Source organism: Embleya sp. NPDC127516 (assembly GCF_044765325.1).
GTDB lineage: Bacteria > Actinomycetota > Actinomycetes > Streptomycetales > Streptomycetaceae > Embleya.
The window spans coordinates 105,956-130,714 of sequence record NZ_JBIWJT010000028.1 but is presented as its reverse complement, the minus strand read 5'-3'; the positions used below and the strand labels follow the sequence as shown (position 1 = coordinate 130,714).

Below are 24,759 nucleotides of genomic sequence, written 5' to 3'. Positions count from 1 at the left end.
CGAGCACCTCCACCGCCATCCGCTCGCGCCGATGCGGCACCACCGACCCGGCCACCGCCACCTTCACCACCACGGGCTCCACCACCGCTGCCGCCTCCGGCCCGGCCTCCCCGGCAAGCTCGTCCCGCACCCGCGCGTCCAAGGCTTCGGCCAACTCCTCAACCGCGACCACCCGGCGCTCCAGCACCGCTTCGGCCTCCCGCAACGCGGCCAGGACCCGGTCGGCCTCCGCACGCAACTCCTCCACCCGCACTCGGGCGGCGGTCTCGCGTTCCTCCAGCAACCCCATCACCGACGGCACCGGCAACCCCCACGAACGAGACGACACAATGCGTCATCCCTCCCGCACAGCAACCGAGTTCACGCCCGACCAGAGGAAACTCAGCGACCACGTTCGATAAGACAACGGCTTCTTAGCCTCGATCCACCGATGGGGTTTGAGAGTGATCTTCTGATCGGTTTCTCTGCCGGCTTCGGGTGGGTGACGCGGCATGGGCAGGTGTTATCCGCTGGTCTGCCCAGCTTTTCCACGGATTCGGTTTCGGTCGGGCCCGGGCGGGCGGTGGGCTGGGGCTGTTCGCGTCAGCCGGGTGGGCCGTGGACGGTGTCGAACAGGTGCGTTCAGGCTTGCCGCCAGGGCCAGTCGCGCGGCAGGTGCAGCGTGATACGCCGTGCTGAGCGGGCGATCCGGGCCGGGACGTGGACGAGGTGGGCGCGGAGGGTGGCGGTGGTGGCCCTGGCGTGGAAGACGGAAGTCAGTGCCCCGGCTGCCCGCAGCAGGTTGTAGGTCATCGCCCACAAGGTCAGCCGGGCCGCCTTGGCGTGGAAGTGCCCCGACGGCAGGTGGGCCAGGGCGCCGGCTTGCTGTCCGCGATGACCTGCTCGACGACCGCGTGATGCCGGTGTTCCCGCTCGACCCGGAGGGTCTCGGCGGGGTTGTCGGTGAAGAAGGGGTGGTAACGCCAGACAGGGAAAAGCTCGCCCTGCTCACCCTCGACCGGTGGTTTAGCCAGGTCGCGGACTCGACGGACGATCAGCCGGACGGTGACCCGCTCCGCCTTCGCACGGCTCGCGAACGCGGTGTAGGCGGGGTATCTCGGCGACCTCGGCGTCCGAGACGAGTTCTCCGGTCACGGGATCGGGCAAGGCGGTCGGGTATTCGATGTGCCGCCACGCCTCGTCGGGAATGCCGAGGACGGCCCGTTTGACGGAGGGGTTAATGCCGGTGGTGATCGAGAAGCGGACGTCGGCCCGTCGGCAGGCGGCGATCACCCCGGCGTTGTAGAACTGCGAGTCCGCCCGCAGGACGCGTGTGCCGGTGCAGCCGGCCTCCCTGGCGGTGGCCAGGGCCTCGCTGACGAATCTCGGGGCGCCTCGGGAGTCGGCCGCTTTGCCGCGGCGCATCCGCACCGCGGCGATCACCGGCCTCGAGTGCGGGGTGCAGATCGTGGCGAGCAGGGGGTGCAGGGTGCGGATGCCCTTGAACCGGCCGTACTCGGCGCCTTGCTCGGTCCGGCTGTAAACCCGTTTGTGGGTGGAGTCGACGTCGATAAACGCCTTTTCTCCCGCGCCGGGCAACAGCGGGGTGTGCGCGGCCAGTTCCGCGAGGAACCTCCGGTGGACGGCGTGGAGTTGGAGGGCGTGCCCGTGGGTGAACGAGCGAAGGAACGTGCCCAGTGTGGACGGGGCACGAATACCCGCGAACACGGCCGGCATGGCACCGTGCCGCAGCACCGCCAGGTCGTCGATGCTGTACGCGCCCACGGCCATGCCCGCGACGATGCCGGTGACCTTGGCGTCTGCCGCCGCCCCGGCACCGTTGCTCGCGCCGGTCAGCTTCACCTTCTCGGCCGCACCACTCGGCCAGCCGCATCACCGGGACCAGCCCGGCATGCACGATCAGATTCCGGTCGTCGAACACAGCGGAGACCGCCGCCGGAGTGTGGGAAACTTGCATCTCGGAAGTGCCTTGTCGATCGTGCGTGCTGGAAGCCTGAAGAACTCCCATCATCGCAGGCCACAAGGCACTTCCTCGTTTTTCCAGCCGCTATCCACAGGACGCTGACCGGTGGATCGAGGCTTACCGGTGCTTTGTTGACAGCGGGTCAGGGTCGCGGTATGCCGATAGGAGGGAACGTCGCCTGCGCCTCGGGGGGTTGCGATGACCAAGCGTGTGCCCTGTCCGCCCGCACCGGGGCCGCTGGAGGCCTGTGCCGCGCGGTTCGACGACCTGTTCTCGACGTTGGCACAGCGGCGTGGCTTCCGCGAGTACCTGACCGGGCTGTTGCTGCCGAGGGACCGCAACAAGACGTTGACCTGTCTGGCCGGTACGGAACCCGTGGTCGGTGCACGGCATCCGGCGGTGCAGCGGCTGCAGTTCTTCCTGTCCGAGTCGACCTGGGACCACGAGCGGATCAACGCCCGCCGCGTGGAGCTTTTGCTGGCGGATCCGGCGACCGCGCCGCACGCGGGCGGGGTGTTGGTGATCGACGATTCCGGCGACCGCAAGGACGGCACGGCGACCGCGCACGTCGGCAAGCAGTACCTGGGCTCGGTAGGGAAGATCGACCGCGGCGTCGTCACGGTGACCACGTGTCGGGCGGACGAGCGCCTCACCGGCCCACCACTTCCCACAAGGCGGGAACGACCCCGACTTCCGCACGAAACTGCGGATCGGGGCCGCCCTGGCCCGGGAAGCGAAACAGGCGGGGGTGTCCTTTCGGGCGGTCGCCGCAGACTGTGCCTACGGGGACCAGGACGGCTTCCGCAGCGAACTCGTCGACGCCGGGCTGCCGTTCGTGATGGCGTTGAAGCCGCGCCACGGGATCTGGGCCCGGGGCGACCAAGCCCATACCCCGGTCGACGCCGCCCGCGTCCTGACCTGGGGCGGGCCGCGGGATCCCGGCGACTGGAACGCGGTGATCCGTCGCTTCCGTGACGGCCACACCGAGACCTGGTGGGCCGCCGACGCGAGGCTCGGGTGGTGGGGCCCGGACGGGACGACACGCCTGGTGGTCGCCAAGTCAAGGACGAACTCGGATGGGCCGACTTCCAGGTCCGCTCCGACACCGCGATCCGCCGCCACTAGACCCTGGTCAACTGCGCGTTCTCGTTGTGCTGGGACGCCTGGTTCGCCCCGCCTCCGCCCCCGTCCGTGGATGCCGAGGAGTTGGAACCGCACCGCCCAGAGAGGCGGAACTCCCGCGTCCCACCGACCCCGAAAGGCCTCCTGGCCCCAAGCGATCCGGGCCGTCCGTGGCTGGTTGGCGCCCTGGACCACGCTGCAACGCTACTGGCGGGCATGGTCAACCAAGCCCCCGCCCACCGAACTCCAGACCCTGATCAACGCCCTCGGCACAGGAAGACCCATCGAGCTCTACATCCCGGTCTAACAAACCACCGGTAGTCGCGGTGGTCGTGACCATTGAGGATCACCGCAGGGACGTCGCCGGTGAGCAGGAAATGGCCCGGATCGCCTTCGCGTTGCTGGTCACGGGGCCTGCTCCGCTCGCGGTGGACGGGCGGGCCTTCCCGCACTTGCCGTGCTGGCCGATTCCCTGGACGAGCTGCGGGAGCGGCTGTTGCTGCGTCGCTGCCGCTCGACACCCGCGATGCGCTGTGTGCGCACCTGGTCACGCGGGCGCGGGCCGAGGGCGCGGCATGGACTGTGGTGTGCTTCGGGATGGCACTAGGCGTTGATACCGTTGTGCCGATGGATGGCCGACCGCTTCCACGGTGAAGCGTGAGACGTGCACGCGGAGGTGGTGACCGGGTTTCTCCGCAGCCTCGCGTCGGTGGATCTGGACCGTCCGGGGAGCATGGCGCGGCTTTGGTGTGCATTCTGCGCCGGACACGCCGCGTTGTACGAGACCTTGGACGCGCCGGACGCCGATCGCGTCCGGGTTCCGGTCGTTGCCGCCACCCGCGCCGTGTGGGCACTGGATGTGGCGCTGGCACGCGCGATCCGCTGGGGAGTCCTGTCCCGCACCGAGGCGGACTTGATCGGGCCTATGCGTCTGGATTGGGTCCCTTTCGCGGACTGGGCAACGACCCGGCGCACGACCACCGCGGCGGCTTACAGTCACTGCGGGAAGCCAGACCACGGGCACGGTGTGGTCGTGGTGGTTCATCCGTAAAGCTCCTTGCTGGCGCTTGTGCTGCCAACCTGGCCCGAGCGCCACACAGGCGGACGCGAACGGGCAACTGGGGTACGCACTCGACGAATTGCGATACTAGGGACCAGATCACGAACTGGCGGGAGACCATCTACGAACCCGAGACCTACGTCTTCGGTGGATCCGAGGGAACGAAAGCCGCCCATACCCTCTTCCACGCCGACAGTCGGGGCATCCTCGACCACCTCCACAGCCACGACCCGGCAACACCCGCCAAGCAACGGATCGGCCGCCGCGAGGTCTCCATCCTGATCACCAGCGCCCTGTTTTGCTCTGCCTGGCAAGAATGGTCCGAGCAAGGCGATATCTGGCATCGGACGACCCAGGAGCGGCCCCTACCCCACGACGCATCGCCGGGCCAACTGCATGCATAACCTCCGGCTTGCGCCGCATGATGACCGTGGATGCGAGCCCTGTCAGCCAACTAACGCGCGAAAACGGATCACTCGCATGTATTGCCGACTGGATCGCCGGGATTGCACAAGCCGGAAGCACCCTTGGCCACCTCGCTCAACAGCGAAGGCTCCGCCGAGGCATCCGCGAAAACCTGGCCCACCTGTCATCTTCCACTTGACCGAATTGACCTGACCGCGCGCACGCAAGGCCTCCTCGCCCATGCCGCAAGGAACATTGTCGTGGAACCCTGACCACCCCGCATTTGCTGGGAACCCCGTCCCTTTCGACGGAATCACCGCCCGCTGAAGGCAAGGACAACCCTCTTGACTTCCACAGAACCCACCATAAATACCCGCCCGATAGGGATGCCATGACTGCCCCGGTCGCTGTTGCCGGAGTCGATCAGCGCACGCTGTGCGCCATTCTGCTCAACCCTCCCCTGCGTCCGGCAGTGGAGACGATCTCGCACCGCAACCTCCTCGCTGCACTACCGCTGACCGGCTGCACAAAGTTGAGACTGGCCAATCTGATCGATCTCCAGTCAAAGGACCAGACACAGCTGGCCAGCCTCGTCGTGACCGAGCCGGACCTTGAAAGGTCCCGTCAGCAGCTGTCAGTGGCGATCGAAGGTGCTGACGAGATTCTGTTCGCCTGGGGTGCCGGGAGAATCACCGGTGTCGTGGGAAAACTTCTCAAGGAGCAGGCCGCATGGGTGCGTGCGCACGTGGACAATCGCGGCCTATCGAAGGTCTGGATGGTAGCTGGCACACCGAGACATCCGTCGCGGTGGCGGCAGTTCGTCGGCCCGGAGAAGGGACGCGTCGAGGGGAGATCATTCGAAGAACGGCTGGCCAAGGTATTGACCATCCACAAATCGAGCACGCTCCCGGAACAGCCGTTTCCTCGCCGGTCATTGGTCACTGAGTAAAGCTGTGCGCTCGGCGGCCGCGGTTTTGGGACCGGCGACCACCGAGCGCATCGGCTGGCCTACTCGTTCTCGAAGCCATACTGCTCGAACTTCAGGGTGCGGGCGTTTTCGGTGACGACTCGGACCTTGTCGTCCGAGTATCCATCCTTGCTGTGAGCCTCGATCTCCAGGCGAATACGTACCTCGGCCCCAGGAGCGGATCGCAGGTGCGGAAGGATCTCTTCGACGAACTTCGCGAAGTCACGACCGCTACGCTCTGCATCCACTGGATACGAACCGAAGAAGCGAACGTTCGGGGTCGGCTCTGGCTCCTGTACATGCGGTTCCACTTGCCTCGTGGGAACGTCGGCGGGGCTGCCTCCATCGGAGGTGTCGGTGTCACTGTCTGCCGCCGAGTCGCTGGCCGCCCGAGCAGCGGCCTCCCGCTCTGCTCTCCTGCGAGCCGCCGCAGCCAGATCTCGTTCGCGCTGCTCATTCGCCCGCTCGGGCTTGACGAGCAGAGTTGCGTCGGTGGGCAGACCGAAAGAATCCTGCATAGGCAGGGCGAGACCGACGTAGGTGCCGCTCGCTTCGTCGTATCCCTCAGCCAGGGCGAATCCCTCTGCTTCCCAGGTGATTCCCTCCGACAGCACGGACAGCACAGCTTGCTCAAGTACGGAACGGTCCCGAAGGCGCATCAAGTAAGGGTGCTTGCGGTAGTAATTCCACAGCGCACCGAGCGAGACGTGCCCAGGATCCCAGACTGGGCGCAAGTGGGAGTTCAGATCCAGCCGGATGTTGAGCGCCCCGAACACCGTAGTGAACTGTCCTGCACTGACCAGCACTTTGGATGCCCGGACGGCGAGCTTGTCTTCGCTGCCTTCGCAGCGGATCGGGCCGAGTACGTACTCCTTGTCGCCCTGTGGCTGCTTCGGCACGATCAGCCAGGTGTACGTGCCCGCGATCCTCAGGTTGACCGTCTCGTCCGCCTGAGCGCAACGGCTCTCGGCGAGTCCGGCTTGCTGAGCAGTGAGGTTCAGTCCGGTTTCCCCGCGTTGCGCGTGCGCATCCTTCCATGCGAGGTAATCACGCACGGCGTCTTCGAGTTCCTCAAGGCGTCGATGATCAGGAGCGAGGAACGCCAACTGGTTGACGTTCACCCGTGTGGCAGTGCCGCGCTGTTTGAGGCACTTCTTAACGAACTCCAGTGCCTTGGTGTCCTTTTCCCCCTTGCTGTGGAAGAACTTGGGGTGCAATAGGACCAGCCGGGCCTCTTCCAGGTCCGGCACGTCGGCGGTGCCATCCGGGGCAGCGTGAACCCGAGCGAAGTCCCCGGAGGACTGCCTCTGGGTCCGGTTGAGGCGGTCAGTGATCTCCGCCCAGACTTCCTCGGGACGGTCGCGCAGCGCCTCTGCAGCATCCTGAACATGGCGCGTGATGGACGCCTGGGTGCTGTAGTAGTAGCGCCCGTTCTCCGGGTAGAAGAACGTGGTGCGCTGACTGAGCAAGTCGAGCGCGGAGCCAAAATTCCCGATCGTGTCGCCGGGTACGGCCGTACCCAGCCACACATATTGCCGGTCGATGCCCCTGTGATCGCTGCGCAGAGTAGGTGCTGATCCGAAGTACACCGTGCGGGCGAGTCGGCGGGTGAGCCGCCGCTGGCCGAAAGTGGTGCGCTCCTCGTCGATCCGGACGGGGATGGACCCTTCTCCGTCGACGTCGGTAGAGATGATGACTTTCCACTCGTCGTCGAGGTACTGGTTGAGCTCGCTGACGACCTTCGCGTCCTGGAGTGGGATCGAGCCGGGCATGATGAGAGGCCCTGGGTCGTTCGCTGCCCACAGCACGTGGACGACGGTGCTCATCATGCGCAGTACGCCGCGGGTGCGCTGGAATCGTTCGAGGGTCGACCAGTCCTTGTAGAGCCGGTCGAAGAGCTCGGGGTGTATCGGGTAGGCGGCCTTGATCCGGTCCTCGTACGCTGGCTCGGAGCATTCGCGGGGGAACTCGCCCTGTTTTGATCGATAGAACTCAACGAACTGCCGTGCCACAGCGGCTATTTCAACTTTGTCATCGGCGTCGGGCGCTTCGAAGAGTCGACGTCGGACGATCTCGAAGGACTCCTGGGCGGTGGCTGGCTGCCAAGGGTCAGCCACCCGTCGCACGACGTTCTGCAGCCGCTTGAGGGCGGCCTGACCATGCAGACCACCGATTTCCAGATCACTGGCACCGGTCGAGTCTGCGTCGCTGCCGTCCGCCGCGTCCGATGCCGGAATGGAGACGACCAACAGTGCGCCGGGGACGGCCTTGACCGACTCGGTCAGGGTCTGAGCGAATGTGAACTGGCTGTCGAAAGTACCAGCGGGCAGGTCATCCTTGCCGTACAGCTCGCGTGCGTAGGCGACCCATTCGTCGATAAGGATGAGGCAGGGACCGTAGTCGGTGATCAACTCCTGCAGCGCCCGGCCCGGGTTGGTGCCAGCTTCATCGTCCTCCGCGATCCGGTCGTACGCCTCCCTGCCGCCGAGCTGCCAGGCGAGCTCGCCCCAGAGCGTGTTGACATGGGTGCCATCGCCCTTGATATCCCCCTTGGCTGGCCTGATCCGGTTGCCGACGAGCGTGACTCGCTTCACTTGGCGTACCGAATCCCAAGTCACACCAGAGTCCGCGATCAAGTCGTGGAGTTCTTGCGGAAAATCGGCGAGCGGGGTTCCAGAGGCCAGGTGGTACAACGCCAGCATCGAGTGGGTTTTGCCCCCACCGAAGTTAGTCTGGAGGTTAATGACTGGGCTGGCGTTGGAGTCACCGGAGAGCCGTCGAGCGGCCCGGGTGAGAAGGTCGCGCAGTCCCTCAGTGAGGTAGGTGCGCTCGAAGAACCGGACGGGGTCGGTGTACTCCTCACTGCCCTCGTTGTGCATTACGCCGTCAAGGTCGGCGGCGAACTCTGCGGAGGCGTAGTTCCCGGAGGCCACATCGCGGTGCGGGCGGATGATTTCGCGCCAGGGCTTGATGCTCTGGCCCCTGACCAAACCGGGGACGCCTACCGCCGCCCGGGCCGACTCTTTCACCGCCTCGCGAGTCTCGGTCTCGTACATGGCACGCAGGAGGTTCTGCTTCTCCTTGCGTGCCGCCGCCGCGCCCAGGGGGTCGCCGATCGATGTCAGCAGCCGCTCGACCAAGTCAAGCACGTGCGCGGCATCTTCTGGGCTGTACCGCTCGTTGTGTGCCCACTTGTTTCGATGATCGCGGAGGAGCGAGGCGATGGACTGCTCACCACGGGAGAGCTTGTCCCCGAACCCGGCTCGCCACTCCTCGGTGATCACCTTGAGGAGTACAGCAGGGTCGGACTTCGCGTAGACCCGTTTCGTTCCGAACTTCTGGGTGTCGCGGGCCTCGAGGACCTTGATCCAGGCGCTGTCGCCTGGTGTAGCGGCCGTCATAATCTCGTCAACGAAGGGCTCCAGTCCCTGCGCCAACAGCTCGAACCCGCGATTGACGCGGTCCCGGTTACTGATTGCCATCGCCTGTCCTCGTCCTCCTCGTTCCTCTGGCGTTGATGTCTACGCTGCTAGGGGCCGCAGCTGCTATTCCTCATCGAACGTGAACCCGTCCTGAATCACCTTCGGAGCTGAGGCCGCCTGCTTGCGCGCGGCGGCCGTCAGGTCGGACCAGGACTGGCCGAGGCCATTGAAGAGAATCGCATCCTGAGCCATGCCGCGTTTCTCGCAGATGGCGAAAAGTAGATACGCCAGCTCCTGCGCGACATCCATATCGACGCGGGTGCGGGCGGCGGCCATGAGGCGGGCTGCGGCGTCCCCGCCTTCCTCGTCCAGAGCCTTCGCAAGGTGCAGGACGACTTCCCACAGACTGATGCGATCGTCGGTCTCCGGGTGCCAGTCGGAGGGCAGCGCAGAGAAGGGCAGTAGATTCGCCTTGCCAGCGACGGCTCGGAAGACACCACCGCGTTGGACGCCCTCAACGGAGGTGTTTCGGCCGCGGGCAAGGTTGTCGGCGTCTCCGAAGGAGCCCTCGTTCCAGCCGAAGTTCTTAAACCACTGAACGCAAAATCGGGTGTCGGAGTCAAAGTCGCCTTCTTGCTCGGACAGCACTTCGTCCAGGATCTGGTTGATAAGCATGAGCGCGGTCCTCACGGTCATCGGCTTGCCGTCGGACTCCAGGACCTGGGCGTACCTGGAGAAGACGGCCATGCCGGGGCCGATGGCGGCTTGAGCCAGGTCGACTGGAGCAATGGCACCTTGCTGGAGCTCGTTGAGCTTCACTGGCATCTCATCCTTAAGCGCACCCAGAAAGGCGCCACGGGTGGTAATGCCAGCCTCACTGAGGCGCGGGCGACAGGCGAGGACGATAGACGAGGCTAGAGCGTTGCTGTCGACATTACGCATCCGATTACCTAGTTCTGTCCGCATTGGCCAGGTGCCCGTAATTGACCACCCCGAGCGAATCATTCCAGAGAGGAGGGTTTCCCATCCTGTGGACGCTTCTCCGAACGAATCGGTCTCGGCCTGTTTGAACGCGTAGAATACGGCGATTGGGAAATCGTTCGGAGATTCTCGGCGAATATTTCCAAAGATTTCATTGAAGCCATTTTCGAAGAAAATATCAGCCCCCCTCTTCCCATTATGGCGCAGTGGGTCGGCTACAAGTTCTTCGGCCTTTGGAGTGAGCATTGTATTCAAGAGTGAGGGGAATTCGCTTTGCAAGGACCTCCTGAGCCATACGTAAAAGAAGTCAGAGAGGTCTGCGTAGGGCACATTGTCATAGTAGGGAGGGTCCGTGGAAATGAGAAATCCGGAATAGCTACGCTGAGTTGCGTCCGCCTGTTCGACCGTCCCGAGTTTTCCCGCCCCTTGGCGACTGAGTGCCTCGGCGATGGCTTCGAATGCCTTCCCTAGGCCACCGGACGCATCGACAAATGGGTTGGCCTCAGAGAAATCCCACACCATTGAAATCGCCTGTCGTGCGAATACATTGCGAGTCCCTTCCGTCTTGGTACTGCTGTCCCAGCCGCTGATAGAGGTGAGTCGATCGGCGGCCTTGCTAACAGCTAGAGCCAGGTATGTTGAAACGCTTCCCGAATATGATTCGATGCTTTTTGCGCCTACCTCCAGCAGATCTCCGGCGGGCAGTCCGAATTCTTTCGCATCTTTCGAGATTGAACTTTTGATGTCCTGTGTCATTGAGGTCAGGACGGTCATAACTGTAAGCTGGCGATTTGTGAAGAGATCAGCGTGTTGGGTCATGCCGTAGTTCGGCGGGGTGAGGTAACGCGGATTGTAAGGAATTTCTGTGTCAGGGACATCTGTAGGTCGCGGAACATTCGCAGCTTGTTCGTGTTCCTCGTTCGGTGGCAAGTAGATTCGCCGACGCTTGCCTTCTGCAGCGATGGCCATGAGTTGCTGGCCGATCCGCCCCGCTTTGCCTTCCTCACGTACATACGACAGAGGAACCGCATCTCCGCAGCCGATACAGAGCGCCCCCGTCCGCGCGACGGTGCCATCTGTTTCCTTCGTTGGGGCCTGCTTGACGTCGTGACTGATCTCAAAGATGACCTTGCCAGCAACGACCCTTGGGACGACGTATGCCTCCTTTCCCTTCTTCTTACCGAGCCACCATGACTTGACTAGCGGCATCCGAATCCCGCAAGCAGGGTTAGGACACTGCACGGTCCGGGCCCAAATCCAGGCGATGACGTTGGCTTTACTGCCGTCTTCGAGTTTCACCTGGGGGTACAGGTGGCCAATCTGTGCCTCTGCCTCACTCAACATCCACTTGCCGTAGCGGCGGACGTCTTCTGCCAAGCCCGTGGCCCTCGGCCACATTCCCTCGGCTTGGGCACCCTGGGAGAGTTTTTCCTGTGCTGCACCTGGGAACACTGGCGGGTGCCCCGCCCATTTCGATGGGATCTCAATTAGGGCTTTGTTGATGAGTACTGGCACGGGATTGAGGTCCGAGGCATGGGCCTCCAGACCCAGCCGCTGAGCCTCTAGCGGGATGGAACCGCCACCTGCGAATGGGTCAAGAATGGGCGGTGGATTGCCATCAGTCGACTTGAGGATCTCCTCGTGGGCTTCTCGCAGCAGTGCCTCATCCGAGGTGTTCTGCCAGGCGACCAGGCGCTCGATGAGGCGGAACAGCCGCTGGCGCTCCGCAGCAACTGCTTCCTCTGTCGGGAACCTGTCCGGGTGCGAGGAAGGATCGTCTACAAGTTGGGCGAAGAGCACCGCTCGGCACGCGGCGAGCGGGCGACGCGCCCACCACAGGTGGAGCGTCGAGGGGTGCCCATGCCGGATGGACTTCTCCCGCGCGGATTCGCGGTTGATCGCTTCCAGCGGCAGTGCGACCTCGATCAGTTTGCGCTTGGGCGTGGTCGTCATGCAGGGCGCTCTTCTCTTCGGGCCAGGCGGGTGGTGCGGGACGGCTGGAGACGTTCCGGGATGGTCTGCTCAGCCGTCAAGTATGGCCTGTACCGCTGACGAGCGTTCTCCCTTCGCCTACTCAGCTCTTGGCCTTGGTGCGATACGCGTCAGTGAGGGTCTGCGCCCCGTTCCCACATGCGCTTCCAGTGGAAGACGAACTTGGTCACATTGAAGTCGTCCGTACTCGTCTCGCGGAAGGGCTGGGTCAGGTATCGCACCTCGTCGTGCTCCGGTCCGTGAGGGGAGACGGACACCAAGGCGAGGCGGTACTGATCGCCGACGTTCTTGGCGTGCAGCACCTCGTTGCGGGTGATCGTGAAGTCTCGAGCCCCGGCGATGCGGCCCTTGACCTCCAAGTGCAGCAGGCTGCTGCCGTCTGCAGTCCAGGATCGGAGGTCGAAGCCCTTATTATTCGGCGGCATTTCTTCGGGCTGGCGGCCGAGGCGCTGCTCGGCGTCGATCACCGCCATGACGGCTCGACGTTCGACGGCAGCTGTGTCACGCGCAGCAGCAATGACCGCCGGAGAGCTAGGCCGTCGCCCGAGTAGGCGATCGACAAGTCCCTGGGGCAGCACCAAGGCCCCACCTGCCACGCGTGGGGGACGAGGCAGGAGACGCTCGTCGAGATCCAACTCGTGCAGCCGTCGCTTGAGCCGTTCCTCCAAGTCGCTCGCACGGCGCAGCGCAGTCTCGGGTCGCAGTTTCAGCTTGCGCCCCTGGCTTTGCGCGTCGAGGAGCTCAAGGTGACGGGCGTACCAGAAGTCTATCTCTTGGGTGAGGCGCTGCCGTACCTGTTCGCGGGTGCGCTGGATCTCCGGCGCAACCCGGTCTCGTACAGACCGCAGATGGTCGTGGACCGCGTGGTCGGCGGCCCAGGCGATGGCCGTCTCCTCCATCCCGTCGGCCAGCCAGGGCTGTCCGACAAGGCGGGCGACTTCCTCCGCCACCGGGTCTGCTTCTTCCTCCGCTGGAGGGTCGTAGTCCAGGTAGGGGGCAGGACCGGCGGGGATCGCCGAGCCGTCGGAGGTGAGCTCGACGAAGTCGAAGCGCTTGCTGACGACTCTTGAGCGAGGACGTCCGTCGGTGATCTCTTGGGTGAGTGCGACAAGCAGTCGTAGGTTCTGGCCGGGGTCGGCTCGGTCGATGAGGACACTGCCGGCCTTGAGTACGGCTGCGTGCCGCTCGATCGTTGTATCCACGACTGCATCCATCAGTGGGTGGCCCGGAGCGAGCAGGGCCGCCTCCGCGCAGCCCCGTCGACGGATCAGCTCCCGGTCGAAAACGATTCGCTCGTACCGGCGAAGCACCGGGGCCGGCAGCCCACGGTGCGGTGAACGGTTCAACAATACAGTCGGCACATTCGTAATCTCAAACCGGCCAGTTTCCCGTTTCGCCAATCGACCGCCGAGTTTTGTGAATGCTGCCCGAAAGAATGCCTCGACATAGTGAGGCTGAAGCCGCCGGGCACGAGCCTCTTCCAGTCGCAGCCGGGTCTCGGCCACCTCGGCTTCGCCCAGGAGATCGCGGTGAAGGGCCCGCTCCGCGAGCAGCTCGTCGAGCCCTGCGCCGACTGTATGGTCGATGACCTCGTCCAGACGGGCACGAATTTCGGGCTGATCGCCATAACGGACAGCTTCTATGAGCAGCCGATGCAGTGGTTGCTCTTCGAAAGCTTCGCCGAGCACGTCGAAGATCTGCCCACGGTATGCACGGCGCTGGTGTTCGATCTTGTCCAGGAGACGTTGGAAGACGGCGCCCTCACGGGTGTCAGCGGCGACAAGGTTCCACAGGTGGCACACCTCGGTTTGGCCGATCCGGTGAATGCGGCCGAAGCGCTGCTCGATCCGGTTGGGGTTCCACGGCAGGTCGTAGTTGACCATCAGGTGGGCGCGCTGCAGATTGAGGCCCTCGCCAGCGGCGTCTGTGGCCACGAGGACACGGACATCGCGCTCCTGGGTGAACAACTCCTGGACTCGGCGGCGCTCCTCGCGTCGTACGCCACCGTGGATCAGTTGGACCGCCTCGTTCTGGCCGAGCAGATTGCGGATGCGCTCCACGAGATAGTTCAGGGTGTCCCGGTGTTCGGTGAAAATGATGATCTTGCGGGGATTGCCGTCATGGTCACGGATCTCGTCCCGGTCTTGTAGCAGAGTGCGCAGCTCGCTCCATTTGCGGTCGGTGCCGGAGAGCCGGACCTGTGAGGCCAGCCGGATCAGCTCAGTGAGTTGGTTGATTTCAACGGTGAGCTCGGCGGCGGTCCCAGCGGCGGTGGCTGCGTCCAGAACCTCTTCTTCCAGTTTCTCGAGTTCGTTGCCATCCAGGTCCTCGAGGCGCTCCTGCCAATCGTCGTCGCCATTCATGGCACTCAGTCGACGGGTAAGCTCCGGATCTTCGGGCCGAGTGCGCCCGGTCGGGCCTGCCAGCATCTCTCGATGGCGACGTACCAGGCGTTCACGGCGCCGTTCCAGAGACCGGAGAATCGCCTCGGGGCTGGAAGCCAGACGGCGCTGGAGAACAGTGAGAGCAAATCCGACGGTGTTTCCTCGACGCCCGTCGCCAGCTGCTCGGAGCCTGTCTGCGCGGTTCATCTCGTTGCGGACGTACTGAGTGACAGCCTCGTACAGCTCGTGCTCGCCAGGAGACAGCTCGTACGGGACGGTGTAGGCGCGACGCTCGGGGAAGAGTGGCTTGCCCTCGAAGGTAAGGAGGTCCTCCTTGACCATGCGGCGCATAAGCCCGCCCGTGTCGAGCGTGTGGACTCCTTCGCGGTACTTGCCCTCGAACCGGTCCGAGTCGAGCAGAGCGAGGAAGAGCTGGAAGTCGTCTTCTTTACCGGCGTGCGGGGTTGCGGTCATCAGGAGGAGGTGGCGGGCGACGCGGCCAAGCAGCTGGCCGAGCTGGTATCGCCGGGTGGTTTTGAGCTCATTGCCAAACCAGTGAGCGGACATCCGGTGAGCCTCATCCACGACCACCAGGTCCCAGTCCGAATTATGGAGCTGCTCTAAAAGCTCCTCCGACCGGGAGAGCTGATCCATACGGGCAATCAGTCGAGGGTGGTGCTCGAAAACGCTGCTGTCCGGAGTCGAGTCGGCGAGGGAACCGGTAAGCAGCTCGAACCGCAACCCGAATTTGTTGAGGAGTTCGTCCTGCCACTGCTCGACCAGCGAGCCGGGCGCGACGATCAGGCAGCGCTCCAAGTCGCCACGGAGCAGCAATTCCTTCACGTACAGCCCGGCCATAATGGTTTTGCCGGCGCCTGGGTCATCGGCGAGGAGGAAGCGGAGCGGGGTACGAGGCAGCAGTTCGCCGTATACAGCGCGGATCTGGTGCGGCAGCGGCTCGAGGTCGGAGGTGGTGACGGCGAGCATGGGGTCGAAGAGACCTGCCATGCGGAAGCGCAGGGCCTCAGCTGTCAGGCGGAAGGCAACGGGGTCGCCAGTGAACTCGGTACGGGCTGTGGGCGCCTGCAGCGTAAGGTTCGCCTCGTGCTCGCGGTAGAGAAACACGCTGCCGAAGCTGCCGGAGTCGTCCCGATAGACGACCTCCATCGCGCTGCTGCCGCGCCAGTCCGCGCGGACCACGGTGACGGGGCCGGCTGCGGTCAGGCCTCCGATCCGTGCGCCTGGAGTCATCTCCTCCAGTCGGACTCCGAGCGGATAGATGCCGGGAGCTACATGCGGTGGCCATCCGTCGCCGACTTCGTTGATTGCCATGCAGTCTCCCTGCTGTGGATATGACGTGATCAACGCTAATTTCTGCTCGTTGGTCCCGGAAGGTTGCTGCAGGAAGGAACAGCGATGGCTCAATCCCTGATTTCTTCGACCATGCAGTTCTGGACGCGCACCAGATGCCAGCGGTTACCGGAGCGCTCCAGGTCGCCTTGGACCAGTACTTCCTGCCCGTCTAGGTGGGCTCGGCCCACGCGGTCGTAATCCAGAGCTGTCAGCTCGACATGGACTCTCATCGCACGGCTGGTGGGTTGATCCTCTGGTCGGCCCAGCAGGATCACGGAGCCCGGCCCGGTGGTTGGACCACGCTCCATCTTGGTCACGAAACCCCGCACGGATACCCCTTGCCGCCCGAAGCGGTCTCGGAGGTACTCGGCACCGAGTTGAAGCTGCTCGATGAGCTCCGGTTGGAACCTGAGGATCCCCGCAGGTCGTTCCATGGGCAGACTGTTTGCCCAGGCTGCCCGGAGCTCGAAGGGAACTTTGCCGTGTGAGGAAAGATCGGCGAGGGCTTCGCAGACGTTCGCTGACAGGCCCTGCTCTGCATGCTCAGCGAAGGCTGAAAGGTCACCTGGGTTGGTCGCCGCGTGTTCCGCTGCCGTGAACGCGGCGGCAGCGCCGTCGTAGAAGGCGGTAGAGACTCGCCGAGCCAGGGGAATTCCGCCGTAGCGGCCCTGGGCGTTGAGTGGCAACTGCTCCGGCACACCGGAATTCAGCGGTACTTCAGCGGTGAGAACGTAGCTGCCGGGCTGCGCCAAACCTAGAAGAACCCTGCGGCTGAGGAATTCGTACACATGATTTGGTTTGCGGCCAGGCTCTACAGGCCGCGGCTGCTGGTCTTCGAGCCATGTGGTGGCACGGTATGTGGCGCTGATAAAAAGGTCTCGTAGGCTGGCCACGGCGCGGCTGCCTTCGGAGAGCCAGACGGTGCCGGAGGCAAGGCCCTCGGGAAGTAGCCGTACGTAGTGAATATCAGTTTGGGCAAGCCCGATATCGCGGAGGATCGCTGAGGGTTCGCGATCCTCGATGACGGCCAAAGTGTCGAACAAATAGCGCAGCTGCCGTACGTAGTCAGTGAGGCGAGGGTCCTTGGGGAGCAGGACATCCATGACGCCATCAGTCAGTTGCATCGCCCACACTTCAGCTCGGTACTGCTCACCGGCCAAGTACCAGCCCTGTGCATCCAGGTAGCGACGGAGGAGTTCTGGGCTCAGAGAACTCAGGGCTTGGTCTGGCAGTTGCTTCTGTGTCATTGAGCCGCCACCTCCCGTCCCTGCATGCGAAGTTGATCCGCGACAGCGAACATCTCCAGAAGCGCCTCCCTGCTGAGGAGGTTTTCACGCGGCACTGACACCGTGACCTGTGAATCCTCGTGGAGGTCGCGACGCTGTGGCTCGTCGTGGAGGCAGGTCCAGTAAGCAGCTCGGTGCAGGGCCAGCCGCTCGTCCGACGCATCCATCCACGCGGCGGCGTCATCGGGCACCAAGACCACCACCAGGAAGGTGGGAAGCGCGAACTCGGATGCTGGCTTGGCAAGCTCGTTGTAGTACTTGGCCTTCAAGCCGTGGCTGACCGTCGAGGAGGTCATGCGTGCCTTGCGGCTGCACTTCACCTGCACACCGATCATTGGATTCTTCACCCGGCCGGCAAGCGGCCCAGGATGCCCGACGATGAAGTCCATCATGTAGTCGTCTTCGTGCAACTTTTGGGCCGTCATTCCAGCGGCGGTAACGATGGCTTGGAAGAACACCTCACCGTAACGGCCCTGATGGACCTCGCGGTTTAACGCCATCCAGAGTCAGCCCCGCCCGCCGTGGTCGTCTCTACCCGCACCGCATCTGCTTGCCGCACGGGTCTTGGTCGCCCGCGACCGACCGCCGCGCCTTCGCAGTGATCGTAGTGAACGAAGCGGTGTCGAGGAAGTCACGCTTCGAGTCGTCCACTGGGTTAGAACTGTCGTCCAAGACCTCCGCAAGGACCACACGGCGAGCCTCGACCAACTCCAACTCACCCTGAATGGCGGCCAGTTCACGGGCCAGCGAGTCGCACTTCCGGCGCAAGTCCGCCGCCTTGCGCGTGTAGGTCTCCACCACCGTCGACAGATCAAGCGACGTCGAGGACTCCTCATCCTGCCCGAATCGCGCCAACGTCCCTCCCACTGCCGAGCCCATACGGACCTGAACGAGCAACGGCCAGCCTAGAGATCGCAAGGGCCCCGAGACAGGGAAACGCCAAACAAACAAGGCTCGTTGACCCCTGGGATTCCGGTCGAGGTACCCCGACTGCTCGCTCTCGGCCCGGTTTCGGAGCAACTTGCCCAGGCAACTTGCCGGGCCAGACAATCGACGAATCTGTTACGGCAACTCAACGCGGACGAACCCTCTGCCCGAGCGGAAACCCGGTCGGTGGGGCAACGGTCAACACCGGCGATGCCACCACGCCAACTCCGAAGGCGCCATGGGGTCGTGGAGCGTACTGCCGAGCAGCACATCGTCCAGACGCTCGATCTGCACCCGGAGTTCGGAGGCGGCTCTCGGCGGCAGCGCGGACACTGCTTCTTGCAGCTTGTCCCGAGCCCAGCCCACGCCGCAGCAAGGACAGGTGAACTCGGCCTCCCACGGTCTCCACCGGCGTTTGGTGCCGTGAACGCGGACGGACCACACGCTCAGTGCGACGGAAACGATGCCCGGAACCAGGCGCTCCCGTTCGAGCACACGGACGGCCGCATTCGCCGTCCCCGAAAGCCCCGGGACGTCGCGATACCGCACCCAGGGACTTCTCCAGCCGCGTTCCCGCGGCCTGAGCGAAGCCGGTGTTCTACGCGGCACGGCCCCTTCGAATGCACATCATGGGCAGTATCCTCCCACAGCCCAAGTTCGGCCGGACGGAACCCGGGTCGCGCGCAGAGCCGGGACAAGCTCGCGTGCAGAGGCAGCCCGAAGTGGTCCGGGTCACTGGTCGGGCTGCTTGGTCCAGACCCTGGGGAACCCACGCGTGCGGGCGTCAGTTGATCGCTGGCGCGGGTAAGAATGCGGACATCTCACGCGGTGGTACGTCACTCGTCGCCCCGTGGAGTCAGCGGACAACGGGAAACGATCACCACAGGCCCGGGAAACCGCTTGCACGTTCGATATCTCTTTGCAGATCACACCCAACTCGTGAACGGCCCACACCTGGGGCCGTTCTTGAGATGGCCTGAGTTCGATTGACGAGATCCCGTTCAGCCCGTGAGGGTGGGCGGGATTTCGGCGTTCAGGGGCTTGTTGAGGGCTCCGAGACCGGCTGGGGCGGGTGCGCGTGGGTGCTGGCGGTGCTCGTGCCGCTGTCGCGGGCATGCGTGTGGGCCTCGGGGCTGGTTGCCGATGTGTGGTTCGCGGGGCGGATCAGTCGATGTGTGGCGGTGGTCTGCAGTCGGCGAGTGGGGCCCAGTCGGCTCGTCCCGTGTCCATCACATCGTGGTGGTGGTCGAGGTCCGTCGAATCGGTGTTCCGGTCGAGCCGGCGGCCGAGTGTGTCAAGGTTGGCGATCATCAGCAGGATCGCTACCAACAGGTGTTGGGCGACGCGTCCGCGCACGGGTCGGTGTTTCTTGTCCCGATGTCGATGCGGATGCCTTTGAGCCAGCCGTTCATGCCTTCCGCGTGGCTGCGGATCGGTTTGTAGGTGGCGTCCCAGGCCGGCGAGAGGGAGGGGAAGTCCTGCCGGTATTTCGGGATGGCGGCGTCCGCGTGGACCGTCATCGTGGTCTGCCGGCAGATCGCCGGCAGGCCCTCGACCGCGGGCGGCCTCGCGCCTTCGCCCTCGGGGAGGACCACGGTGGGGCGGGCGGCCGGGTGGGCCGCCCGTTGCCGTCGGTCGCTCAGGTCCAGGGCCGCCGACGGGCGAGAGCCCGGGTCGCGAACGGTGGGGTGCAGGCGCTCGCGGCGCCCGCAGTTGACCGTGGGCGAGGGCCCGCAGCGGGGCATTGAAGCCGGATCGCGCCTCGTTCGTCGGCTCCTTCCTTGCGGTGCAGGTAGGAGGGCTCGCACACGGCGATCGACGCCTGGAGCTCGTTGCTGCGGATCCGGATCTGTTTGTCCTTCAAACCAGTTGTGGCTTCGCGCAACGGTTCCGGCATTTGCGGGCAGGCCAGGCATCCATCGATCAGCGGTGCCCCGCGGAAGCTGCCCTGGCGGCCGCGTCCGCCTTCCTTGAAGTCCAGGGCGAGGCGGTAGCCCAGGCGCCTGACGGGCGTCTGAAACACCGTCGCTTTCTGGTCGGTGTAGGCGCGGTCGGCCGCGCATACCCGTGTGGGCAGGCCGAGTTCGGCCAAGGCATCGAGGAGGAGGACGGCGTCGGATCCGATACGTTGCTCAAGGATCGGCCTCTCCGCCCCCGCGACGAAGAGCCGCCGGAGACGACGAAATAGGCCACGCGGCCCCCAAGGCGAGAGTGTTTCCTCTAACCTCGAAGGCACGCGTGAGCCACTGATTGGGGACCACGTCGAAGGCACCGGCGAGGCGGCAATCCTCTAATCGGCGCCGCGGCCCCTCCCTCGGGAGGGGTCGACTTCATATGAGGGCGACTACGTCTGGCGACCCCCTCCTCGTCACGCCCCTGCCAGGCGATCCGGTAGAGCCCGGGCTCGACTTCCACGACCTCACCGCGTGACGCCAGGCGCTTGCATGTCGTTCGCATGGTCTCGCGGCGGGACCGCGTCTCCTCCCGCCCGAGCGCCTCGTTGAGTGCACGTGCCCGCATCGGGCGACCCGACCCCGCGAGCACCCGCAGGATTCCCTGGGTAAGCGAACCCCGCCATGTCGTGCGACGCACCGCCGAGACCTCGTCGGACTCCGAAACGCCCGCGTCATCGACAACAGTCGGCTCCTCGACTGCGTCATCGTTCACCCGGTCCTCGGGATCGATCGCTTGGTTGGTCGCGCGAGCATCCATGACTCTGGTCAGGTCCTCGGAAAGACGCTCGTGCACCTCCCACGCGCGGGACCGCTCGGCCTAGACCCGCTCGATCTCCGCCCGCAGGAACCCGAGCCGCTCGTCGAGTTCTTCGACTCGGTCGTAGTAGAAACCGACAGCCTTCCGGAGCATGGGAACCACGTCCGTGTCCTCCATGACGAACACCTCCAGCACCGCCGGTCACACGCGTCCCTGATGTGTCGCCAGTCATCGTCAACAGGGGGCACACATCCATCCGGGGAACGGCCAAGTTGCCTCGTATGCCGTTGCGACACAGCCGCGCACGGGCGAACTCGATGTCCGGACAGGGGAGTTGACCATAATGTGTGTGCCCCGCTTGAGAACGTGAGCGGCCGTCCACAAACGGGGCCGCAGGCAGTCCGACGCGCCTGGAACCGGCCCGCGTGACCGGCCAGTCGCCATCGAAAAGTGCATTGGCCGTGGAGAGTCGGCGGGACAACCGGCCGGCAACGGGAGGTGCACCGCCTGCGCGAGAAATCACTTGCGCGTTCGTTGATTCTTCGCAGGTCAAGCCCGGCTCGTGACGGGCCGTCGACCGCCTCCGCCGGCTGTCGCCGCGGCGATATACGATCTCCGGCGTTCTGACGATCACTCAGGAGAGGCCCCGTGCCCGAACACACAGACGCCCGTTCACGCGACTTTGGCGGTATTGCCGACATCATCTACGACGACTTCGACTACGGGGCCCACCGCGTCACGGGCTCGGCCTCCGAGGCCCTCGACTGGATCGGCCGATCGTCGTTGCCCGAGGAGGACAAGGCCGCGCTGCGCGTCTTCGTGGCCAGGTTCCCCGGGATCGTATTCCACCGCGACGAAGCGGCACTGCTCGATCATCTGGAGCGGCGCAACGCGGTCGTATTGCCCTCGTGGCTCCGCGAGGTCCGGCAAGTACTGTCCGGGCCGGGACCCGAAGTGCAGGTCCGCCTCGACTTCGACCGCCACAACCCGCCCGCGGACCATGACGGCAACGACTACGACGAGAGCGACAGCGACGACCTGTGGTACGAGGACAATTTCTTCGGTTATCGACAGGACGAGGAACGCGACCTGTTGAAGAACGGAGCCGAGTGCTACCCGATCCTGTCCGCGACGACCAGCGTGAACTACCTGCTGGCCGCCGACCTGGGAAATCCTGACAACCGCCACATCGTCGACGTGTGCGACGAGGATGTCATGGACGACCTTCACGACGGCAGGCCGGGCACGGATTCGGTCTCCTCGGCATTCGTGTCCTACGCGAGCATGCTTACGTATGTCATCGAGTGCCGCACAGAAGACGGCACGGTGGTCCGAGCCCTGGACCTTGCCTGACACTGCCCGCCACGACGGTGTCCCATCGAGTACCTCCAGACGCGGACACCTTGGGATCGACACCCGAGACGGGCACACGTCGCTCGTGCGGGGCCGGGCCGTGCGTCTTCAGCCACCACGCGAGAGGCCTCTCCCGGGAAACGATCATCCACTGCACGGGAAACCGAGCATGCGTTCGATGTCACTTTCCAGGTCAGCCCCCACTCGTGAACGCCCCACACCTTCAGTACATGCGGTTCGGTCTCCGAGCAGCACCGATCGGCACCCGTGCTTGGCTTCGGCCGAGACGGGTGTTTGTCGTTTCTCGGGTCTCGCTGTTGCTCATCACCTCCATGGGGTCGCAGAGCGGCGGGTGCCGACCGGCCGGCCGGTGCCGGTCGTCGAGCCGGCCTGGAACGCGAACTCGCCCCCTGCCGCCGGGGCTGCACCGGGTTCACCCGGCGCATCGGCTCGGAGGGTGCGGTATGGGAGCATCGGGCCGTTGCGTTGACAGCGGGGATTGGGAATATGCTCATTTGGGGTTTCAAGACCATATTCAAGACGCTTTCCGAGGGCGTTTTTCACTGTCCGAGGTGCGGGGGTGATCGGCAGTATCACCTGAAGTTGGCTCGGCGCTGGTTCACGCTGTTCTTCATTCCGATTTTCCCGTTCAAGGACCAGGGCACGCACGTCGAGTGTGCGACCTGTGGTGGTACGTACGAGGACACGGTGTTGCAGGGCGCGACCAGCGCGCAGATCTCCGAGCTGTTGGGCCAGGGGATGCGGGCGCTTGCGGTGACCATGCTGCGAGTTGCCGGTACGCCGTCCACGGCGGCGCGGACGGTGGCCACCGAAGCGGTGGTCGAGGCGGGCGTGTCCTGGTACTCGGTGGCCCAGTTGGATGCGGATCTCGCGGGTGCGGGCTTCGAGTTGCCTCCGGTGCTGGTGCCGCTCGGCGACCAACTCCAGCCGCAGGGGCGGGAATGGCTGCTCACCCGGGCGGCGTTGATCGCCGCCGCGGAGGGCGGGATCGGTTCGGCCGAGCGGGCGCTGCTCGATCAGGTCGGCGGCTTGCTGCAGATGACCCCGGCGCATGTCACTGGTGTCGTCGAGACGGCCCAGCGCAGCGTGCGGCGCGGCTGACACGTCGTGACGCGGGGCTGTAGGCCCCGCCGAGATCCCGCCCACCCGCAAGGGTGGGCGGGATCTCGGCGTTTCGACCGGAGCGACGCGGCCGCGACGGTCAGGAGCCGGCAGACGACGGAGCCACCGAGGCGGGCGAGGCGGGCGTGTCTGCGGGCGCGGAGTCGGGCAGGACCCGGCGGGCCTGGCGGCCGAGGGCGAGGAGGCGGCCGTCCGGCGTCCAGACCGCGCTGTCGTCCATGGCCCAGCCGCTGCCGGCGTGTTCGGTGCGGATCCGGACGAGGGCCCACCCGGGCGCCGGGCCTTCGTCCAAGGCGTCGCCGAAGTGCACCGTCAACTCCGCCGACGGGACCGGCCTGGGCCTGGTCCAGCGCGCGAACAGTGCCGGCGGCAGGGCATCGGCCAGTACGACCACGGCCGCCGCATCCAACGGCCTGCCGTCGGCGAACCGTATCCAAGCCGTCAATTCGGCGTCCGCGGCACCCGACAACGGCAGCGTCGCGGTCGCCGGCCGGATCTCCAAACGCCTTGCGAACGGCACGAGTTCGACCGGAAGCTCCAGCGGGGCGCAAGCCTCCACCGGCGCCACCGTCGGCGCCGGGCCGCCGTTCTGATCGGGACCGGGACGCCGGGCACCGAACACCGCCGAGCCCAGCAGCACCGGATCGCCGGCCTGTTCGGCACGGAACGAGGCCACCGAGGTACCTCGTCCGGCGTGTTCGACCGTGGTCGCCAGGACGAACGGCCGATCGTCGACCGGCCTGAGGAAGTGCGCGTTGACGGTCCGCACCGACCGCCCAGCGTCGGACCGCTCGAACAACGTGTCCCGCATCGCATCGAGCGCGAGCGCCGCGAGATGCCCACCATGTGCACCGGCCCACGCCCACCAGGACCGATCCACAGCAATCTCACGTACGGACTCGACCCGCCCTCGCCCCGCCCCCACCCGCACCACTCCCGCATGATCCATACCATCGCCTCCGCGAGTAAGTTGGAAAATCATACTTACTATAGTCGCGGTGAGGATGACCACCGTGAGGTGCGGCGCCTCGGTGATCTGGTGGCGCGGTGATCCGGTGGTGCGGTGATCCGATGTTGCGGTGAGGCGGTTGTGGTGCGGCGAGGCCCTGGCGCGACGGGCCGAGCCCGATGGGGCGGGGCGGTGGCGCGGCGCGTCGATCGGACCGTGCCCCGGGGTGCGCACCTCCCCCTGGCGTCGTTCCGGAGGTGGTGGGTCGGGAAGCCCCGCGAGGACCGCGATCAGCGCGGGTGTACGCGTGGACACCCGCGATGGGCGTGGCAACTGCACTGGGGTGCGGTCGAGTTGGGCGTGGTTCTGCGCGGACTGCCCAAGGTGGTCTGTTCGGCGTCGGGCGACACGGCGCGGCCCGGTGTCGAAAGGTGTTCAAGTGCCCGTTGATAAGGGCGATTCGGGGTGGTGAGGCGGGAAAATCGGGAATCGGCCGGCGGAATGAGGCGGTTGTTCGTCGGAGGTGGGGTTCGGCGCGTCCCGGTGGGTATCGAAGGAGCAGATAGTGCGCGGCGCGCGCACGACGGCGATTGTGCCGGTGACCGGAACGACCAGGAGGACGTGGCCATGACGCGGATCAGGATCGTCAAACGCCCCGTTTCCCCGCGGCCGCAGCCGCCGGCGGATTTGCGTACACCTTCCGGGCGCCCGTTGCCCTATTGATGTCGATGTGGAGTCGC

General features: G+C 65.2%; 16 protein-coding genes and 2 pseudogenes. 7 read left to right on the top strand and 11 right to left on the bottom strand.

The features are described 5' to 3' along the window. The 3 genes and pseudogenes from ACIRL2_RS38830 to ACIRL2_RS38820 form a co-directional block, all read right to left on the bottom strand. Nucleotides 1-328 (bottom strand): annotated as a pseudogene (locus ACIRL2_RS38830) (hypothetical protein); the annotation flags it as partial. A 293-nt stretch (nucleotides 329-621) separates the two neighbouring features. Beyond that, nucleotides 622-801 carry a hypothetical protein gene (locus ACIRL2_RS38825; protein WP_402238689.1) on the bottom strand — a complete coding sequence of 60 codons (180 nt, stop codon included), beginning with the start codon at nucleotides 799-801 and terminating at the stop codon, nucleotides 622-624. A 204-nt stretch (nucleotides 802-1,005) separates the two neighbouring features. After that, on the bottom strand, nucleotides 1,006-1,842 hold the full coding sequence (locus tag ACIRL2_RS38820) for a transposase (RefSeq protein ID WP_402238687.1): 837 nt from the start codon (nucleotides 1,840-1,842) through the stop codon (nucleotides 1,006-1,008). A 319-nt stretch (nucleotides 1,843-2,161) separates the two neighbouring features. Here ACIRL2_RS38820 and ACIRL2_RS38815 point away from each other — a divergent pair. From ACIRL2_RS38815 to ACIRL2_RS38800, 4 genes and pseudogenes are all read left to right on the top strand, one after another. Further along, nucleotides 2,162-2,554, top strand: a pseudogene (locus ACIRL2_RS38815) (transposase); the annotation flags it as partial. 112 nt (nucleotides 2,555-2,666) lie between these two features. Next, the gene (locus ACIRL2_RS38810; protein ID WP_402238695.1) at nucleotides 2,667-3,392 is read left to right on the top strand and encodes a hypothetical protein; all 726 of its coding nucleotides are present in this window, start codon (nucleotides 2,667-2,669) and stop codon (nucleotides 3,390-3,392) included. 350 nt (nucleotides 3,393-3,742) lie between these two features. Continuing rightward, on the top strand, nucleotides 3,743-4,549 hold the full coding sequence (locus ACIRL2_RS38805; protein ID WP_402238685.1) for a thiopeptide-type bacteriocin biosynthesis protein: 807 nt from the start codon (nucleotides 3,743-3,745) through the stop codon (nucleotides 4,547-4,549). A 392-nt stretch (nucleotides 4,550-4,941) separates the two neighbouring features. Continuing rightward, nucleotides 4,942-5,499 carry a DUF1643 domain-containing protein gene (locus ACIRL2_RS38800; protein ID WP_402238682.1) on the top strand — a complete coding sequence of 186 codons (558 nt, stop codon included), beginning with the start codon at nucleotides 4,942-4,944 and terminating at the stop codon, nucleotides 5,497-5,499. A 59-nt stretch (nucleotides 5,500-5,558) separates the two neighbouring features. Here the strand turns inward: ACIRL2_RS38800 and ACIRL2_RS38795 are convergent, their stop codons facing one another. From ACIRL2_RS38795 to ACIRL2_RS38765, 7 genes are all read right to left on the bottom strand, one after another. Beyond that, nucleotides 5,559-8,999 carry a Swt1 family HEPN domain-containing protein gene (locus ACIRL2_RS38795; RefSeq protein ID WP_402238680.1) on the bottom strand — a complete coding sequence of 1,147 codons (3,441 nt, stop codon included), beginning with the start codon at nucleotides 8,997-8,999 and terminating at the stop codon, nucleotides 5,559-5,561. Nucleotides 9,000-9,062: 63 nt separating this feature from the next. Continuing rightward, entirely contained in the window at nucleotides 9,063-11,873 is a 2,811-nt protein-coding gene (locus ACIRL2_RS38790; protein WP_402238679.1) for a DUF1156 domain-containing protein, read from the bottom strand. A 149-nt stretch (nucleotides 11,874-12,022) separates the two neighbouring features. Further along, nucleotides 12,023-15,628 (bottom strand): helicase-related protein, encoded by a 3,606-nt coding sequence (locus tag ACIRL2_RS38785; RefSeq protein WP_402238677.1) that lies wholly within the window; start codon nucleotides 15,626-15,628, stop codon nucleotides 12,023-12,025. Nucleotides 15,629-15,717: 89 nt separating this feature from the next. Continuing rightward, nucleotides 15,718-16,896 (bottom strand): hypothetical protein, encoded by a 1,179-nt coding sequence (locus ACIRL2_RS38780; RefSeq protein WP_402238676.1) that lies wholly within the window; start codon nucleotides 16,894-16,896, stop codon nucleotides 15,718-15,720. Beyond that, nucleotides 16,893-17,435 carry a DUF4365 domain-containing protein gene (locus ACIRL2_RS38775; protein WP_402238675.1) on the bottom strand — a complete coding sequence of 181 codons (543 nt, stop codon included), beginning with the start codon at nucleotides 17,433-17,435 and terminating at the stop codon, nucleotides 16,893-16,895. Before ACIRL2_RS38775 ends, ACIRL2_RS38780 begins: the two co-directional genes overlap by 4 nt. Before the next feature lie 31 nt (nucleotides 17,436-17,466). Further along, nucleotides 17,467-17,790: a hypothetical protein gene (locus ACIRL2_RS38770; protein WP_402238673.1), complete on the bottom strand. Its 324-nt coding sequence runs from the start codon at nucleotides 17,788-17,790 to the stop codon at nucleotides 17,467-17,469. A 1,394-nt stretch (nucleotides 17,791-19,184) separates the two neighbouring features. Further along, a complete protein-coding gene (locus ACIRL2_RS38765) occupies nucleotides 19,185-19,607 on the bottom strand; it encodes a hypothetical protein (protein WP_402238671.1) in 423 nt (140 codons plus the stop codon). Here ACIRL2_RS38765 and ACIRL2_RS38760 point away from each other — a divergent pair. The 3 genes from ACIRL2_RS38760 to ACIRL2_RS38750 all read left to right on the top strand — a co-directional run bounded on the left by ACIRL2_RS38760 (nucleotide 19,607) and on the right by ACIRL2_RS38750 (nucleotide 23,049). Then, a complete protein-coding gene (locus ACIRL2_RS38760; RefSeq protein ID WP_395859577.1) occupies nucleotides 19,607-20,050 on the top strand; it encodes a hypothetical protein in 444 nt (147 codons plus the stop codon). The two genes, ACIRL2_RS38765 and ACIRL2_RS38760, sit on opposite strands and share 1 nt — an antisense overlap. A gap of 1,172 nt (nucleotides 20,051-21,222) precedes the next feature. Continuing rightward, nucleotides 21,223-21,927: a hypothetical protein gene (locus ACIRL2_RS38755; protein WP_402238668.1), complete on the top strand. Its 705-nt coding sequence runs from the start codon at nucleotides 21,223-21,225 to the stop codon at nucleotides 21,925-21,927. A gap of 507 nt (nucleotides 21,928-22,434) precedes the next feature. Beyond that, nucleotides 22,435-23,049, top strand: coding sequence for a zinc ribbon domain-containing protein (locus ACIRL2_RS38750; protein WP_402238665.1), 615 nt, complete (start codon nucleotides 22,435-22,437; stop codon nucleotides 23,047-23,049). Nucleotides 23,050-23,149: 100 nt separating this feature from the next. Here ACIRL2_RS38750 and ACIRL2_RS38745 read toward each other — a convergent pair whose 3' ends face one another. Continuing rightward, entirely contained in the window at nucleotides 23,150-24,019 is an 870-nt protein-coding gene (locus ACIRL2_RS38745; RefSeq protein WP_402238663.1) for an acyl-CoA thioesterase, read from the bottom strand. Nucleotides 24,020-24,759 lie beyond the last annotated feature (740 nt).